The organism is Holdemania massiliensis (assembly GCF_022440805.1).
GTDB lineage: Bacteria > Bacillota_I > Bacilli_A > Erysipelotrichales > Erysipelotrichaceae > Holdemania > Holdemania massiliensis_A.
The window spans coordinates 3310579-3326955 of the sequence record NZ_JAKNTK010000001.1 but is presented as its reverse complement, the minus strand read 5'-3'; the positions used below and the strand labels follow the sequence as shown (position 1 = coordinate 3326955).

The 16377-nt window shown below is 48.7% G+C and carries 15 protein-coding genes; 6 read left to right on the top strand and 9 right to left on the bottom strand.

The features are described from left to right. The first annotated feature begins 42 nt into the window (after positions 1-42). Positions 43-1236: a MalY/PatB family protein gene (locus tag MCG46_RS15490; protein ID WP_240280767.1), complete on the top strand. Its 1194-nt coding sequence runs from the start codon at positions 43-45 to the stop codon at positions 1234-1236. Positions 1237-1422: 186 nt separating this feature from the next. Beyond that, on the top strand, positions 1423-2409 hold the full coding sequence (locus MCG46_RS15485) for an Rpn family recombination-promoting nuclease/putative transposase (protein WP_240280766.1): 987 nt from the start codon (positions 1423-1425) through the stop codon (positions 2407-2409). A gap of 69 nt (positions 2410-2478) precedes the next feature. On the opposite strand, the gene MCG46_RS15480 is transcribed toward MCG46_RS15485, so the two are convergent. The 4 genes from MCG46_RS15480 to MCG46_RS15465 form a co-directional block, all read right to left on the bottom strand. Next, positions 2479-3114, bottom strand: a complete 636-nt coding sequence (locus tag MCG46_RS15480; protein ID WP_240280765.1) for a bactofilin family protein — start codon at positions 3112-3114, stop codon at positions 2479-2481. 179 nt (positions 3115-3293) lie between these two features. After that, entirely contained in the window at positions 3294-4754 is a 1461-nt protein-coding gene (locus MCG46_RS15475) for a TrkH family potassium uptake protein (RefSeq protein ID WP_020225750.1), read from the bottom strand. Between the two features lie 12 nt (positions 4755-4766). Beyond that, complete coding sequence (gene trkA, locus MCG46_RS15470) at positions 4767-6125, bottom strand: Trk system potassium transporter TrkA (RefSeq protein ID WP_240280764.1); 1359 nt, start codon at positions 6123-6125, stop codon at positions 4767-4769. A 255-nt stretch (positions 6126-6380) separates the two neighbouring features. Then, positions 6381-7277: a LysR family transcriptional regulator gene (locus MCG46_RS15465; RefSeq protein ID WP_240280763.1), complete on the bottom strand. Its 897-nt coding sequence runs from the start codon at positions 7275-7277 to the stop codon at positions 6381-6383. A gap of 177 nt (positions 7278-7454) precedes the next feature. Between MCG46_RS15465 and MCG46_RS15460 the strand changes: the two genes are divergently transcribed. The 3 genes from MCG46_RS15460 to MCG46_RS15450 all read left to right on the top strand — a co-directional run bounded on the left by MCG46_RS15460 (position 7455) and on the right by MCG46_RS15450 (position 11631). Next, positions 7455-9395, top strand: a complete 1941-nt coding sequence (locus MCG46_RS15460) for an FAD-binding protein (protein ID WP_240280762.1) — start codon at positions 7455-7457, stop codon at positions 9393-9395. A 347-nt stretch (positions 9396-9742) separates the two neighbouring features. Continuing rightward, positions 9743-10219, top strand: coding sequence for a DUF1648 domain-containing protein (locus tag MCG46_RS15455; RefSeq protein WP_240280761.1), 477 nt, complete (start codon positions 9743-9745; stop codon positions 10217-10219). A 161-nt stretch (positions 10220-10380) separates the two neighbouring features. Beyond that, complete coding sequence (locus tag MCG46_RS15450) at positions 10381-11631, top strand: metallophosphoesterase (RefSeq protein WP_240280760.1); 1251 nt, start codon at positions 10381-10383, stop codon at positions 11629-11631. Positions 11632-11742: 111 nt separating this feature from the next. On the opposite strand, the gene MCG46_RS15445 is transcribed toward MCG46_RS15450, so the two are convergent. Both MCG46_RS15445 and MCG46_RS15440 read right to left on the bottom strand, forming a co-directional pair. Beyond that, positions 11743-12228, bottom strand: a complete 486-nt coding sequence (locus tag MCG46_RS15445) for a PTS system mannose/fructose/N-acetylgalactosamine-transporter subunit IIB (RefSeq protein WP_020225756.1) — start codon at positions 12226-12228, stop codon at positions 11743-11745. Further along, complete coding sequence (locus tag MCG46_RS15440) at positions 12225-12653, bottom strand: PTS sugar transporter subunit IIA (RefSeq protein WP_240280759.1); 429 nt, start codon at positions 12651-12653, stop codon at positions 12225-12227. The genes MCG46_RS15445 and MCG46_RS15440 overlap by 4 nt, the downstream gene beginning before the upstream one ends. A gap of 186 nt (positions 12654-12839) precedes the next feature. On the opposite strand from MCG46_RS15440, the gene MCG46_RS15435 reads away from it, so the two are divergent. After that, on the top strand, positions 12840-13676 hold the full coding sequence (locus MCG46_RS15435) for a MurR/RpiR family transcriptional regulator (protein WP_240280758.1): 837 nt from the start codon (positions 12840-12842) through the stop codon (positions 13674-13676). 126 nt (positions 13677-13802) lie between these two features. Here the strand turns inward: MCG46_RS15435 and MCG46_RS15430 are convergent, their stop codons facing one another. The 3 genes from MCG46_RS15430 to MCG46_RS15420 form a co-directional block, all read right to left on the bottom strand. Further along, the gene (locus MCG46_RS15430; protein WP_240280757.1) at positions 13803-14966 is read right to left on the bottom strand and encodes a glycoside hydrolase family 88 protein; all 1164 of its coding nucleotides are present in this window, start codon (positions 14964-14966) and stop codon (positions 13803-13805) included. Between the two features lie 82 nt (positions 14967-15048). After that, the gene (locus MCG46_RS15425) at positions 15049-15210 is read right to left on the bottom strand and encodes a hypothetical protein (RefSeq protein WP_240280756.1); all 162 of its coding nucleotides are present in this window, start codon (positions 15208-15210) and stop codon (positions 15049-15051) included. A 411-nt stretch (positions 15211-15621) separates the two neighbouring features. Next, complete coding sequence (locus MCG46_RS15420) at positions 15622-16365, bottom strand: carbon-nitrogen hydrolase family protein (protein ID WP_240280755.1); 744 nt, start codon at positions 16363-16365, stop codon at positions 15622-15624. Positions 16366-16377 lie beyond the last annotated feature (12 nt).

Genomic DNA, 16377 nt, shown 5'->3' with positions numbered 1-16377 from the left:
TTAAGCATTGACAAAGCGAAGTCAGAAAGTGGGGATAAGAATATGAGCTATGATTTCACGACCCGAATCAACCGTCAGCCCCAGAATTCAAGTAAATGGCAGGGCATGCGCAAGCACAATCCGGAAGTGCCGGAGGGGATTGTGCCGCTGTCTGTCGCGGATATGGAACTGAAAAATCCGCCGGAGATTACCGAAGGACTCAAGCAGTTTCTCGACAATCGGATTTTAGGCTATACCGATGCCGGAGAGGATTACTACACGGAAACGGTGAACTGGATGCAGCGCCGCCATCATTGGACGATTGACAAGGACTGGCTGGTCTTGCTTCCGGGCGTAGTGACAGCGATCAATGTTGCGGTGCGCGCCTTCGTGCAGCCGCGGGAAAAGGTAGCCATTCTGACGCCGGTTTACTATCCGTTTAAAAAGACGATTGAGGCCTGCGGCTGTCGCACAGTAACCAGCAGTCTGATCAATCAGGATGGGGTCTATTCGATCAATTTTGAAGATCTGGAAACAAAGCTGGCGGATCCCAATGTAAAAATGCTGATCTTCTGCAGTCCGCATAATCCGATCGGCCGTGTTTGGACGAAGGAAGAGTTGATGAAGGTCGGCGAGCTGTGCCTGAAGCATGATATCCTGATCGTTTCCGACGAAATTCATTTCGATCTGATCCTGCCGGGGCATGAGCATACTGTATTCGCGTCCTTGTCGAAAGAGTTGAGCGACCGGATGATCGTCTGCACGTCGGTATCCAAAACCTTCAATCTGGCAGGCATGCAATGCTCCAATATTGTGATTTCCAATCCCGATCTGCGCGCAGCCTACAAAGCGACAATGAGCTGTTATATTAATGGTCATCTCAATATCATGGCTTACGAAGCGGCAACGCTGGCGTATCGACACTGTGAAGGCTGGCTGGATGAATTGCTTGCGTTGCTGGAAACCAACCGGAAAACCGCGGTGGATTTCTTCGCTGAACATTTTCCGAAAGCGATTGTTTCTCCACTAGAAGGAACGTATCTGTTGTGGGTTGATCTGCGGGCCTATTTCACCAATCAAGATGAACAGGAAGAATTCATGACAAAGAAAGCGTTGTTGTTCTTAGATGAAGGGTATCTGTTTGGTGAGGAAGGCAGCGGCTTTGAGCGGATCAATCTGGCCTGTCCGACTTCTCTGCTAAAAGAAAGTCTGATGCGGCTGGCAGCGGCGTATCAGAATAATCCCGCGGCGGCGTAACTGAAATTCAAGAAAACAAGATGTTCAGCGGAGAATCAAGCTGGAATGTCTTGTTTTTTTCTTTTCGCTGGAAGCGATCAGCAAATGCTGAAATTCCGGATAGAAGGTAAAAAATCTCACTTTTTCTAATAACCTGCGGGGCTTTTTTCAAAAAAACGCAATATTAAAGATAAAGGAGATGAGAAAATGCAAACAGAAGTTTTTCTTATCAATGAAAAAAGACCGTACTACAGAGCAATGAAGCAAAATGCGAAAGTTCCTTCATTGTTGGACGATTGGTTAATCAAAAATATCTTAGGGAATCCAGAGGATACTGAATGTCTTAAAGATTTCCTGATGAAATGGAATTATTGTACGATTGATACATTGAAAATCTTAAACAATGAGGAAAAAGTTGATTATGACAAGCAGAAGGCTATTCGCTATGATATTCATGGGATAATTAATGATGAAATTCTTTTTGCGGTTGAAATTCAAAAGCAAGGTGATTTTGAAGATGTTTTAAAACGTTTTCAATATTATGCGGCACGTCTTTTGGCTGGGCAGCAGACAAGAGGGAAAGCCTATAAAAATCTGAAAAAAGCGTGGCTTATTTTAATCGCAGATTATGCGTTCTTCCCGATTCCTGGAATGATTACCGATGAATCAGAAATACGCTTTAAAAAATCAGAGATTCCCTTGACAGAAGTTACTCATTTGAGTATTATGGAAACAGGAAGAGTCGATGTGCTGAATGATAAGCCGATCCAGGAATTGGATGGTTTGCAGCGGTGGGCAATTTTATTTGGCTGTTCAAAGTGGCCTGAAAAGTGGCCGTGGATCGCGAAAATCAGTGAGCAGGATGCAGAAATCAGAAAGGTGGTAAAAAAGATGAGCGAATTAACTCCGGATTATGAGGCCTATTTCTACGATACCATGCTTAGGTTGGCAGAGATGGATGAATGCACGATGAAATTAAAGGCATTCGAACAAGGCAAAGCGGCAGGGGAATTAAGCAAGGTCATTAAGCAAACGCTGAGAAATGTAAAGAGAGGGATGAGCGAATCAGAGATTGCTGAACTTTTAGACGAAGATCAGTCAGTCATCGCAAAGATCCTGAACTGTTTTTCACAACACCCGGAATTGACGGCCGATGAAATCACTGAAAGGATGATGGAAAGCCTGGAAAATTAAAGTGGTATTCTGCATTCGCAGACAAAGAGAATTCAAAAGAAAAGGCATGCCTGGGCGTGCCTTTTGACGTTAATTTGATTCTTCTTCCTCTTCTGCTTCGGTGTGGAAGACCTCTTCCGTTTCCTGATCGGATTCTGTTTCTTCTTCGGCCAAATGCTGAAGCATAACAATCTTACTTTCCAGATGAGCGCCCTGCAGCACGCTGAACTGCTTTGCGGTGATATCACCTTCAATCCAAGCGTTCTTCTGAACATGCAGATCTTCTGCAATCGTCAGATTGCCATAAATCTGGCCGTCTGTCAGACATTCTGCGGCGGTGACATTGCCGCGGATACTGCATTCCCGGTCCATGGTCAGTGAATTCTCACAATCCACATTCCCCTCAATCTGCCCATTGCGCAGTTCCAGATTTGCGGCTGAAACATCACCGTGAATCTGTCCTTTGACCAACAAATCTCTGCCGCAGCGAACGCTGCCGTTAACCGTCCCGAGAATCGTCAGATTGCAGTCGCATTCCAGATTCCCATTGACGGTGACATCCTCGGTTAAAACGGATTCCTCCGCGCTGATCGTCTGCTTATTTTCCATTTTATCCACTTCCTCCTGTTTTGGCTGGGGTATCAATTCCGCTGCCGGTTCAGCAACGTTTTCAAAGAATGCTGGTTCATCATCCAGTTCTTCTTGTTTTTTGCGATTTCTAAACATATATGCCCTCCTTGTTCTGTATCCATTATTCCAGTTTTACCTGGAAAGTCAATTCTTGAAATCTGAAAAAATCTTAAGATTCATGAACAAACAAAAAAGGGGGGCAGGACTGGAGGGAAGGTCAGAGAATAATTTGATCCTAAGCTGAGTCAGCCGCTCCTTTTATTACGGGAATGACGTTAGAAAGTGGATTGAAATTTTGTGCTTTTCTGGGCAGATAAGGTGAAGCAAAATAACAGCGGATAAATCTCCAGTCTGCCCAAAAGCATGTTCAGACAGAAAATCAGTTTTGAAAATCCGCTGAAATCATAAAAGTTCCCGGTAGGCCCCACCATTTCCAATCCCGGACCAACATTATTGAACGTGGTCAGCACCGAAGTGATGGTCGTGGTCATATCAAAACCGTTCAGGGAGATCAGTAAAATGGAAGCCAGGATGATTAGCATATAGATGACGAAATACGACTGAATCCCGGCAACGACGTGTTCGTCAATACTCAGTCCGTTAAAGCGGACACGCCGGATGATCCGCGGATTAATGAACTTTTTTAAATCCCGGGTCAGACTCTTAAACAAGATTCCAATCCGCACGATTTTCATTCCTCCACCAGTGCTGCCGGCACAGGAGCCGACCATCATTAACAGACACAAAACTATTTTTGAAAAGGTCGGCCACAGATTAAAGTCGACCGTCGCAAAGCCGGAGGTCGAGATGATCGACGTCACAGCGAAGGAGGAATGCCGCCAGCTTGTCCAAAAGCCATCGAACAGCGGCATAATGTTGACGGCAATCATCAGAATTGCGGCCAGAATAATACCAAGAAACCAATGAAATTCCTCGTTTTTGAACGCATTTTTCAGCTTTCCGGTAAAGACGAAGAAATACAGGGAAAAATTAATTCCGAAAATAACCATAAAAACAGCGATGATCTGTTCAATCAGCACACTGTCGTAATGGGCGATGCTGTCATTCCAGATCCCAAAGCCGCCGGTACCCGCGGTTCCAAACGCAGTGCAGAGGGAATCAAATAAAGGCATTCCTGCGAAAAGCAGGCAGCCGACCATGATGAGCGTAAGCAGGATGTAAATCTGATACAGGATTTTTGCCGAATCCCGCAGCCGCGGCACAAATTTGGACACTTCCGGCCCCGGTGCTTCTGAGCGCATGAGATGCATGGAATGCGAGTTATTCTGCGGTAAAATAGCAAGCAGGAAAACCAGAATGCCCATTCCGCCAATCCAGTGCGTAAAGCTGCGCCAGAACAACAGTCCTTGATCGAGGACTTCTATATTTGCAAGAATGGTGCTGCCGGTGGTCGTAAACCCGGACACGGTTTCAAACAAAGCATCGATATAGGATGGAATCTGAGCGCTGAGATAAAAGGGCAGTGCACCGAAAAGGGAAGCGAGAATCCAGGCCAGTCCGGTGATGACCAAGCCTTCCCGACTGCCGAAGCGACGATCCTGCGGCGGGAACAGTTTCAGCAGCAGGCCGGCTCCGGCAGTAATCAGGATGCTGAAGAAGAACGCCGTTGTACTTTGTTCGCTGTGCAGCAGGGCAACGCCCAATGAGGGCAGCATCAGTCCGGCTTCCAGGATCAGAATGCTGCCGATTTGAAATAAAATCAACCGCTTGTTCATCGGAAGTCCCCCTTAATCAAAACAATCTTCCAGATCATCATAATTGGAATTGGTCGTCACGACGATGACATGATCGTTGAGCTGCAGCCAGGACTGCCCGTTAGGAATCAGCGGCCGCCCGTTGCGCAGAATGCAGGCAATCAGAATGCCGGACTTCAGCGGCAGATCCTGAAGCGGGATGTTCAGATGTCCGCTGGCTTTGCGGATCGTGAATTCCAAAGCCTCCGCTTTGCCGGAAACCAGCTTATATAAGGTTTCAACATGGCTGCCGGAAGCATTCTGCCGGGCGCGGATCTGTTGAATAATTTCTTCCGCGGTGATATTCTTCGGCGAGATGATCGTGGCTTCCGGCAAGGCCTTCTGCAGGATGCTGGCATAGCTGTCGCGATTGATCTTGCAGATGATTTTCGGCGTGTCAAAGGTTTCCGCATACATCGCCAAAACGAAGTTTTCCTCATCCATGCTGCTCAGCAGCACTGCCGCATCGCAGCAGTTAAACCCAGCTTCGTGCAGCACCTCCGGATCCGTGCCGTCGCCGTGAATAATTGTGGCATGAGGAAGCAGGTCAGACAATTCCAGACATCGCTCCTCGTTCATTTCCACAATCGTTGTCTGACAGCGCATAAATTCCAGCTGCCGTGCTAGGTAGACGCTGATGCGTCCGCCGCCGATGATCAATACGTTTTTCATCTTACTGCGTGATAAGCCCAAAAGCCGCAGAAATTCAGCCAGTTCTTCGCGGCTGGCCGTGATCGTGATTCGGTCGCCCTGCTCTAAGACAAAACTGCCGTCCGGAATCAAAATTTTCCCATTTCGTTCTACTGTGCAGATCAATACTTTGACGCCGAAGGCGGAATACAGCGTACTGAGCTGACTGTGATTGAGCGGATTGTCTTCTTTCAGCTTCATTTCAATCAGCTCCACACGTCCGCTGGAAAACGTTTCCACTTTTAAAGCGCTGGGAATTCGGATGACCCGCGCGATTTCATCGGCGGCTGCCAATTCCGGATTGATGATCATTTCCATGCCGAGATCCTGTTTCATATAAAGCATCTGGGAAAAGAAATCCGGATTCCGGACACGGGCGATGGTATGCTTCACGCCGGCCTTTTTCCCAATGATGCAGCTCAGCATATTTGTTTCATCCCGGGAAGTCACCGCGATTAAAACGTCGGTTTCCTCCGCTCCCGCATCGGCAAGCGTCGAATACTGAATACCGTCGCCCTGCAGGCATAAGACATCCAGCCGGTTGGCCAAAGAATCCAAAACGTCCTGTTTCTTATCGATCACTTTAATCTCATGATTTTCCTGCGAAAGCGCTTCAATGATCGTCGTGCCGACCTTGCCGGCGCCCAATACTAGGATTTTCATAGCGTTTCCCCCAAATGTTGTCATTCATTAGTCTTATTGTAATCAAATGCGGATTATCCGTCAAAATAAAAATAAGGATTTCCGGCGCAATCATGGCGCTGCATGACGCAGACATTCTTTTTTGTTCAAAATAAATACAAAAAGAGCGGAGAAGCGCTTCGTTAAGCCTCGGTTTCTCCGCTGAAATGGGATCGGTAAAATGAACTTGGAGGATGGACAGAGAGGAATCATGAATTCCATGCAGCCTTTATCGGTTTAAATGACTGTCGGCGGCTGTTCCTGGTTCAGTTTTTGTGCCAGGTTAATCAATCCTTCGATTTCCGGGGTTGTGCGCGGTGCGTACCAGGCCAGGCCCAGCGGCATCGGCTTCACGTCTTTCAGCGGGATTTTGATCAGACCGGAAAATTTCTTGGAACGGGAACACGGCAGGATGGTAAAGCCGATCCCAGACTGCACGGCGATCAGCATGCTGTCAAAACTCGTATAGATCGTCTGCACAATGATCTTTTTTTCTTTCAGCTCTGCCTGGGAGATCAGCCGCGGATTTTTATGCAGCTCGGTATTGGCCAGGATCAGTTTCTGATCCTTTAAGTCGTCGAAGGTCAAATACTTGTAGGCGGCCAGCGGATGGGCCTTGCTGACGAGCACATAGTACTGCGATTCCATCAGCGGCAGAAACTTCAGCTTCGGATCGGTTTCGACTTCATATTGGTAACAGAAGGCCATTTGAACTTCTTCCGTAACCAGAAGCTGGCGACTGCCGCGGTTCTCCTGAGTCAGAATGTTGACATGAACTAACGGCCAGCTTTCCGAATAATTTTTTATGATCTGTGTGAGCTTGCCGTAATCCGCCAGCCGCCGGACCAATAAATTCAGAAGCTTGGGCGTTTGCGCGTTCATCGACTGAACGGTCTGGACGATCGTTTCCAGCTGCAGAAGCAACGGTTCCATCTGCTGATAGAAGTACACTCCGGCGGGTGTCAGCTCGACGCTGCGGCGGGTGCGGCTGAACAGCTGGACACCCAGCTCCGTTTCTAGTGCTTTGATCTGATAGCTGATGACTGGCTGCGTTGTATAAAGCAATTCTGCGGCCCGGACATAGCTTAAGGTCTGAGCCACAGTGAGAAATGCACGGATTTGACTAGTATTCAACGACATCCCCTCCCTTGTGCTTTGATGAACTTGTTATGTCTATTGTATCAGATTTTTTGATTAATAATAAAATTTTTTTATTAATCAATAAAGTATTTCGATTGTTTGAAAGGGCTTGCAACCCTATAATGAAATCGACAAAAGTTTCACAATGTGAAGCTGAAGGAGGGAAAGAAAATGAAGAATATTTCTCGACGGGACTTTTTGAAAGGCAGCGCCGCGACCGTCGCGGGGGCTGCGGCTCTGGGGCTCTTGAGCGCCTGTTCCACCAACGAGGCGCCGACAGCGGCACCGACGGATGACAAGTTTGATAAGGAATGTGATTTTCTGATCGTCGGCTATGGCCTGGCTGGGGAAGCAGCCGCTTTGGAAGCCAACGACATTGATCCGAATGCGAAGATCTGTATTCTGGAAAAAATGGAAGAAGCCCAGGCCGGCGGCAACTCGATTGCTTCCGGACAGACCGTCATCGTACCGGCACCGGATGATCTGGATACCTTCAAACGCTATCTGATCGCATGCAGCCAGCCGAATCCAATTCCGGAAGAATACATTGATTTCATGGCCAAAGAATTCTCCGATCAGCGCGGCTGGATTCAGGCTACTGTGGATAAGGTCGGCTATGAGCTGGGCTATGTCGGGGGCGGGCCGGTGGCCTGGGGTTCTTTAGTTACCGAATTCCCGGATCTGGACGGCTCCAGTTTCAAGGGCTGTTCCGCACATGTCCGCAAAGCTGGAACCACATTTGAATACGGCGGAGTCTGGAGAGGCTTTGATCTGGCTGTCCGCGACCGCGGGGAAAATATTGAACTGATGTTTTCCACAGCCTTCACCAGTCTGATTCAGAATCTGGAGACCAAAGAAGTCAAAGGTGTTGTCGCCAAAGGCGCGGACGGAAAGGAAATCCGCATCAAAGCCAACAAGGGCGTACTGTTAGCCTGCGGTGGATATGAGAACAATTTACAGATGCAGCGGGATTTCCACGGGATGGATCTGGTTTATACCGGCGGAACGCCAGGCAACACCGGCGATGGCATCCATGCCCTGATGAATACCGGCGCCAAGATCTGGCACATGAAAAACCAGACGCAGTCCGGCGGATTCTGGCTGGGCATCAAGGTTCCGGATCATGAAGCAACCTTTATGCGCAATTTCTCAATGGCCGGCAAGAGCTGGATTGAGGTCTGTGCGGACAACCAGCGTTTCTACAACGAATCCGCTGCCTATCATCGTCAGCACATGAAATTCAAGGAATACGGCCATTATGTTGATTTGCCGCATGATCGGGCTTTGCCGGTCGATCTGATCTTTGACGAGAAAACCCGGACTGCCGGTGCGATCGTAACGAAGTGGCTGAGCTGGCCGATCACGACCGAAGGTTATGTTTGGTCAGATGACAACTCCGAAGAAATTGCCAAGGGCTGGATTATTAAAGCGGATACAATTGAAGAGCTGGCGGGCAAATTAGGCCGTGATCCTGAGGCTTTGAAGGCGACGATTGACGCTTACAACGCCGGCTGCAAATCCGGTCATGATGCGTTTGGCCGCAGTATTGAAACAATGGAACCGATTGATACCGCACCGTTCTATGCGGTCGGCATTACGCCGACGCTGGTCGCAACAACCGGCGGTGCGGAACGCAACGTTAAGGCGCAGGTACTGGATTGGAACGATAATCCGATCCCTAATCTGTATGAAGCTGGTGAATTAGGCTCGTATGTTTCCAACCTGTATCAGAACGGAATGTTTTTGGCCGAAGCCATTGCCACCGGCCGGGCAGCTGCGGATACGGCGTTTGGCGGACGTTCCACAGTAACCGCAGAAGTCAGCGGTGAAGTGGAAGAAAAGATTGATATCACAAAGAAACCTGACGGCACCTATGATCAGCTGATCAAGGGCAACCATGGCGAATATACGCTGCGGGCTACTGTCGAAGGCGGCAAGATCACGAATCTGGAAATCGTTTCCGGCCGTGAAAACATGTTTATGGAAGACGATCAGCTGAAAGCCTTCTTTGACGAAGTCATCACCGGACAGAATGTGGAAGTGGATGCCATTTCCGGAGCGACGCTGGATTCCAACAACCTGCTCGATGCCTTAAAAGCCATCTTCAAATAAATCATTTAGTTTTTTCAGCCAACATGCAGCTGGAAAGTTCAAGGTCTGATTCTTGATTGATCCTGGATTTCCTGCTTCCTGGTTTTTCGGATTCGGCTGCGGAGCATCCCCCTGCTGAGCAGCCGAATTTCAATTATGACCCATTCAGTTTCATGACTTCCTGACAAGAGTCTGTCTTTCCCAAGTTTTACGGGACAGGCTCTTTTGTTTTATTCAGCCTTGCTTCAAATGGATTTTGATTGCTTCCAGAGGAAAATCCTTTTACAATAGAAAGCAGAGCTGATGTCTTGTTCAACGCTCAGAAGCGGGACAAGGCGTTGTTTTATCCGAATCAGGAGGGATTAAACATGCGTTTGCAAGCCCGACGTTTTCATCAGATTTGTCATTTTGGCGGTTGGATTCTCATCCTTGTCCAGCTGACTATGCTGCTTTGGCAATGGACCTCGCTGCCCAGCCAGATTCCGGCTCATTACAATGCCGCCGGGGAAATTAACCGCTGGGGAAGCAAGCTCGAATTACTTCTGCTGCCGGGGCTTTCCATCCTGATGCTTACAGGGCTGAACTGGGTCAGCCGCCGTCCGCAGCTGTGGAATATTCCGGCGGAAATCACCGCAGAGAATCAGGAGGCACTGGAAGCCGTGACCTTGAAAATCCTTTCGATTTTGGAGGTTTTGGTGATTTTCTGGTTTGCGCTTCTGGAAACGTTCATGATGAGCGGACGTTCATTGCCCATCGCTTTGACCCTCGGTTTTGTCTTGGTCATGTTTGCGCTGGTCATCATCGCGATCCTCTGGCTGATGCACACGGCGCGGAAGTATCGCTGAGGACTCCATCGAATCAGACAGATTTTATTTTTGCCCGCTGTGTCCGACGGACTTTTTTGTTGTGATCTTTCAGGGCAAACTCATGGCAATCCGTCTGAGATTTCGCTACAATAAAGATCAGAAATCACACTGATGTTCAAAAGAACCCGAGGTAAACGCAGATGCTGAAAATATGGCTTAAAGTTTTGGGGTTGTCACTTTTATTAAGCGGCTGCACGACGGTTCAATCCCAGCCGTCTCTGTCTTCTTGGAAGGACAATCCGCTGCCGCCTGCACTGAGCCAGCCGCTGACGCTGCTGTGTTCATCCGATACCCATTATCAAAGCGAACGGCTGGAATCCCAGGTTTCAGTGGTGCCGCAGATGATCTATAATGAAGCGATTCTGACCGCGATGCTCGATCAGATGCAAAAGGCCAAACCTGACCGCATCATTTTGACCGGGGATCTGGTCAATCAGGGGGATCTAGAGGATCATCAGAAAATGGCGGCGCTGCTGCGGAAAGTCAATGAGACCGTGCCGGTGCGGGTGATCTGCGGCAATCATGATCTGGCCATGGTGACACGAGATGAATTTGAAGCACTGTATCATGAATTTGGCTATGATCAGGCCTATGCGCGGGATCCGAATTCACTGAGCTATGCCGAACTGACGGAATCCGGTGTACTGTTGTTGATGCTGGATACGAATGCTGTCCGTCCAGGCGCCAGTGACGGTACGTTGTCGGCTTCCACGCTGCAGTGGCTGCGGGAATTAGCTCAACAGGCTCAGCAGGCGGGCTGGCTGATGCTGTCGTTCAGCCATCACAATCTGCTTGATCACACGGTGACCGCCGCCGAGGATGTTGTCAGCGATGCCGATGCGGTGAAGTCGCTTTTTCAGCAGTTTGGAATAAAAACGCACATCAGCGGGCACCGGCATACCGGACATATCAAAACGGAAACGGATGGAGAATCAAGCCTGACCGAGATTGTTCTGCCGATGCCGATTGCCTGGCCCAATACTTATGGTCAAATTGCGATCAGCACCGAGGCCGTGCTGCAGTACACGCAGCAGTCCATCGACGTTGCCGCCTGGGCTCAAGACCAGGGATCATCCAACCCGGATCTGCTTGACTTTTATGCTTATTCCTATGCCGCGCAGTGGGCAGTCAACCAAAACACGCTTGACTCGACGCTGAAGGATGTGGAATTGACCGAGGAACAGCGCGCTTCGATGGAGGATCTGTTTCAGCAGACCATGCTCAGCTATCGCCAGGGTCAGCTGGATCAAGTCCGCGCCGAGCTGCTTCAGCATCCTGGATATCAAACATGGCAGACAAGCGGTCCGGATACGATCTGGAAACGCTGGATCCAGGCCTTGCTGAGTGATGAAAGTCAAAGCAGCGGGGACCATGTTCGAGTGGCTTATTAAAGCCGCTGCTGAATCGAGCACCGTTTGAAAAAGCTGAAATAAAAAACACCCAGTCCAGGTTGCAGCCAGACTGGGTTTGACGCTTTCAAGCGCACTTATGGAAAAAAGGGATCAATGAATGTGGGTAATCATCGGCATGAAGTCCAGCTTCTCATCTGAAGGAACCATCTGAATCGTGATTTTGACGCCTTTGGATTCAAGATAGCGGAAAATCTCAGCTTCCTGCGGTGTAACGCAGACAGTATGTTTAATCCGCGTTGAACCTAGCTTGTTGGAAATGTTGCCGACATTGATCGTTGGCATAAAGTAGCCTAAATCCAGAACCTCCTTGGCCGTCGCCGGACCGCGCATCACGATCATCAGCCGATCCTTGTCATAGGCGTTCTCATTCAGCCGCTCGACAGCGCGCTGGGCAGACAAAATGGATAATCGCACCGTGGAAGGGCAAGCCATTTTTAAAGCCATTTTCTGAATATCATCTTTGGCTGCCAAATCGTCGATAACCAGAATACGGGTGACGTTCAGCATGTTGGTCCAATAGGCGGCTACCTGACCATGGATTAAGCGTTCATCAATCCGGATGTTTACAATACTCATGATTCTTCTCCTCTCTGATCCGCAAATAAGATCTGCGGGTCGATGACATGGATCGCTTCTTTGGCTTCCAGCAATGCATTGTTGACTAACTGCTGCACGGACTGGCTGCCGTTACGATGAACCAGCAGATAAGTCAGTAAAGTCAGCGTTGCTTCGGTGATGATCTTGACCTTCTGATCCGGCAGCTGCACAAGGCAGACTTCCATGGGGAAACCACCCTGCATATCGCATAAACATAAAATCTCATCGGTATCCGGCTGCCAGGCTTCAATTTGAGTGCCCAGCCGTTGGCGGCATAGCTCAAGATCGTCGCTCAGATCAATGTTCAGGGCCTGCAGATAAGGCTGCGGCCCGCAGAGCATTTCCGCCGCTTCGATCAGACCTTCGCCAAAGCGGCCATGTCCGCAAATCAGGATTCCAAGCATAAACTCATCTCCTTGTCTCTGTCTTCATTATAACCAAGGGATTCTTCGTGAACAGACTTTACCTATTTGTTGAGAAAGGATTTTGATTGATTGTCAAAATGATGCGATTGATTGAAAAAATATTTTCATTTCTGCCGTTCTGATTGCAAAACCAGACACACTTTCTATAATGAAAGAGGGACGCTTATGAATATTCGGGAACGGTTGAGAAATACGCATTCGCTGAGCGCGAATGAACGGACGATCGCGGAATATCTGCTTAACCAGACAACAGAGGCCGTAGGCATGGATTATCATCAGCTGGCTGAGCGCTGCCATGTTTCTGTCAGCTGCGTTTTTCGGCTGTGCCGAAAACTGGAGGTCAAAGGCTTTAACGAACTGAAGCTGCGCTTGTCCAAAGAGCTGAATGAGGAACTCAGCCGCTATCGGAACGTGGATTTCAGTATGCCGTTTGGTGCGGATGACAGTCTGGAAAATCTGACAAACAGCCTGGCTAATGTTTATAAACAGACGATTGACGACACGATAAGAATGCTCGATATTCAGGAATTCAAGGCCGTCGTTTCGGTTCTGACGCAGGCGCCGCGGATCTTTTTCATCGGCAGCGGAAGCAATCTTCTGATTGGGCAAAGCCTGATGCAGAAGCTGCAGGAAATCGGCGTCAATATTCATGTGCCGTCGGAATTCGCTGATGGCCGGCTGGTGTGCAGCAGTGCCGAGGCAGGCAGCGCCGCGCTGGTTGTTTCCTATGCCGGTATTTCCAGCTACATGCTTGAATGTGTAAAGGAACTGCGGCTTCGTAAAGTAAAGATCATTTTGATTTCCAGCCGGTTGGATCAGAAGCTGCATTATTTTGCGGATTATCGGCTGTATCTGTGCAGTAAGGAAAATCCGCAGATGAAAATCGCGAATTTCTCATCTTCCTGTTCCGCACAGTTTCTCTGTGATCTGCTTTTCTCGGCTTATTTTCAGCAGAATTATGAGCGGTTCTGGCAATACCGAAAAAAGAAAACCTATCTGTAGCTCAAAGAGCTGCGGACTGAACGTCAGCGCCGTCCTGTGTTGGGCTCGGTGCTTTTATTATTCTCAGGACTAAATTGGAAAGAAAAACAGCGCCATGAATGACGCTGTTCTTGAAACAAATCAGAATTACCAGTACATTTCCCAATCTTTGCTTAAGCGAGTGAGGGCTTCAAAGTAGAAATAGTCGCCCCAACTGCAGCATTCATCGACGCCATGCTGACGGCAGCCATTGGTCGGCGTGCTGCGGCAATAAGTGCTGTTGAGCAGCTGACCGTTGGAAATTTTCGGATCTTTGACCGCACAGTGATCGTATAACGCTTTGATCATCCGTTTAGCATCGCTGATCAGCTGATCGGCTTCCGCTTTTTCCACATACTTCGCCATTTCCAGCATGCCGCAGGCGGCAATGGCACTGGCGGAGGAATCGCGCGGTTCATCGCTGCCATCGGTGAAATCAAAGTCCCAATATGGGATCAGATCACTTGGCAGATGATCGATGAAATATTTCGTAACATGCCGGAACAGATCGAGATATTCCGGATTGCGGGTATATTTGTAGCTGATTGCCAGACCGTAAACGCCCCAGCTCTGTCCGCGGGCCCAGGCTGATTCAGCCCGGTTGCCCTGATGCGAAACACCATGCGACGGCTTGCCGGTTTCCGGATCAAAGAAATAGGTATGATAGGTTGAGTAATCCGGCCGGATGACCACGCTTAACGCCGTATGAATATGCTTCAATGCGATTTCACGGTACTTTGGATCGCCGCTGACTTCAGTAGCCCAGTACAATAACGGCAGATTCAGCAGGCAGTCAATGATCAGCCGGTAATTATCCTTGGCGCCTAGAGGTCCCCAGGCCTGGATGAATCCGCCTTTTTCCTGGAACCGGGTGATCAGCTTGTCGGCGGCTTTTAATGCCGCTTCTTTGGCTTTTTCATCTTTTAACAGCTTATAAGCTGCGACGCAGGAAGGGGAGTACAGGAAGCCTAAATCATGATGTTCCAGAACGATGTTGCGGTTGACACGGTCTAAAAAGCTGTCTACATGGGTTAAGCCGGTCTGTTTGAAGCAGTCTTCCTTTGTGGCTTCATAGGCCAGCCAGACCTCGCCGGTCCAGAAACCGTTGGTCCATTCGGTATTGTCCATCTGCGGATAGAAATTGTTGACGCTGTTGGGATACTTCATACTTGTGGTGAAGTCGTTCAGGCCGCTGCGGACCTGCTCGACAGCGTAATGGATCGCCTCGTTCAGTTCAGTGTCGGTCAGTTCAGGATAGTTTGCAAAGTTCATGAGAAATCTCCTCTCTATGTCCCTATTGTAGCAAGTTTATGCAAGAAGTTCAACAACCTTGTATACAAGATGAAATGAAAAGTCAACTATCCCCCATGGAAAGGGAGTAGCGGTTAACGAAGACCCGAATAGAAACCTCCGCTCCATCCATAAAAACCTCCAGAACGCCGCCGAATCGACACCCATCGGATGGCCTGCCTTCAGCGGCAAGAAGATGCTGCATCTGTTGCGTTGTACGAAACATAAAAGCAATCCGATTGAGGAATGCTGAAGATGCTTCTGTGATGAGTGTCAGATCGATTAGGATAAGCTCTCTGAGGATGAGCCTGTCACCATGGTGCAGATGTTCAAGAAGCAAGGCTCCTCAAGCGTTTTCTGGGGCATAAGAATAAGTCTTGAAAATAGGAGCTGGATCCTAGGTGTTCCGCACAGTCCCTGTAAAAATCCATAACAACTCAAGTATAAAAGTCCTGAATTCACTTTCGAGGAGAAATCCAAGACTTCAATTTGTGTGTCAAGCAAAAGTGAATTTTCACATGGATGAGTGAATGAAATGTGAATTTTCACTCTGCGCTATTGAAAAAGTGAAGAACGGCATCGAAGTGAAGGAGAACTTCAAAGCGGTTCCAGCCAGCTTTTTAGAATAAAGCCGGCATCATGATTCATCGTCCAGTTGAAGCGTCAGACAGCCTTCCTTATTTAAGGTGAGTTGGTTATGAATTTGTCCATTTCGATAATAGAAAGCGCCGCCCAGCGACGGATAGGCCGTATTAGGTTCGTCCAGATTGTTGATCAGAAAAACATGTCTGGCGAAGTTTTTTGCCTGAACGGCATAGGCTTCAACTTGTTCCTGCAGCCACTGCGGCAAGGAGAAACAAACATATACCGGCCAGAAAACAAAATCCGGCCGCTGTGTTTTCAATGCAGAAACAACATTGTCTGTCCAGCCATCACCGCACAGCAGTACGCCGATCTGTTTTCCCTGATAAGTGAAGGTGCCGCTTTGCTTTCCTTCAAGATAGATGGATGGATCCGCTTCCGGAAGTTTCCATCCCGGCGACATCCGCGCATAGTCGAGCAAAATTTCTCCCTGCCTGGAAATCACCAGGTAATTGCTTGTCCAGGCTTCGTTGTGAAAACGCAGGTAACCGACGCCAAGGCCGGAGTTATATGTTTTGGCCAAGCTTTGCAAACGCTGCAGAACTTCGCAATCGTGATCCAGAGCAATCTGCCGATCCTGCTCAGGATCAAAATTCAGACTGTTAAAGCCCTGGATAAACGCCTCGCCAAACAGTACGAAGTCTTGATCGGGATGTTCGCTCAAAATCTTTTCAATCTGTTTCAGGTTTTGCGAGATCTGTCCTGTTGCGGACACGGCGGAAGCTAAGGTAATAAGCATTGAATTTTCACC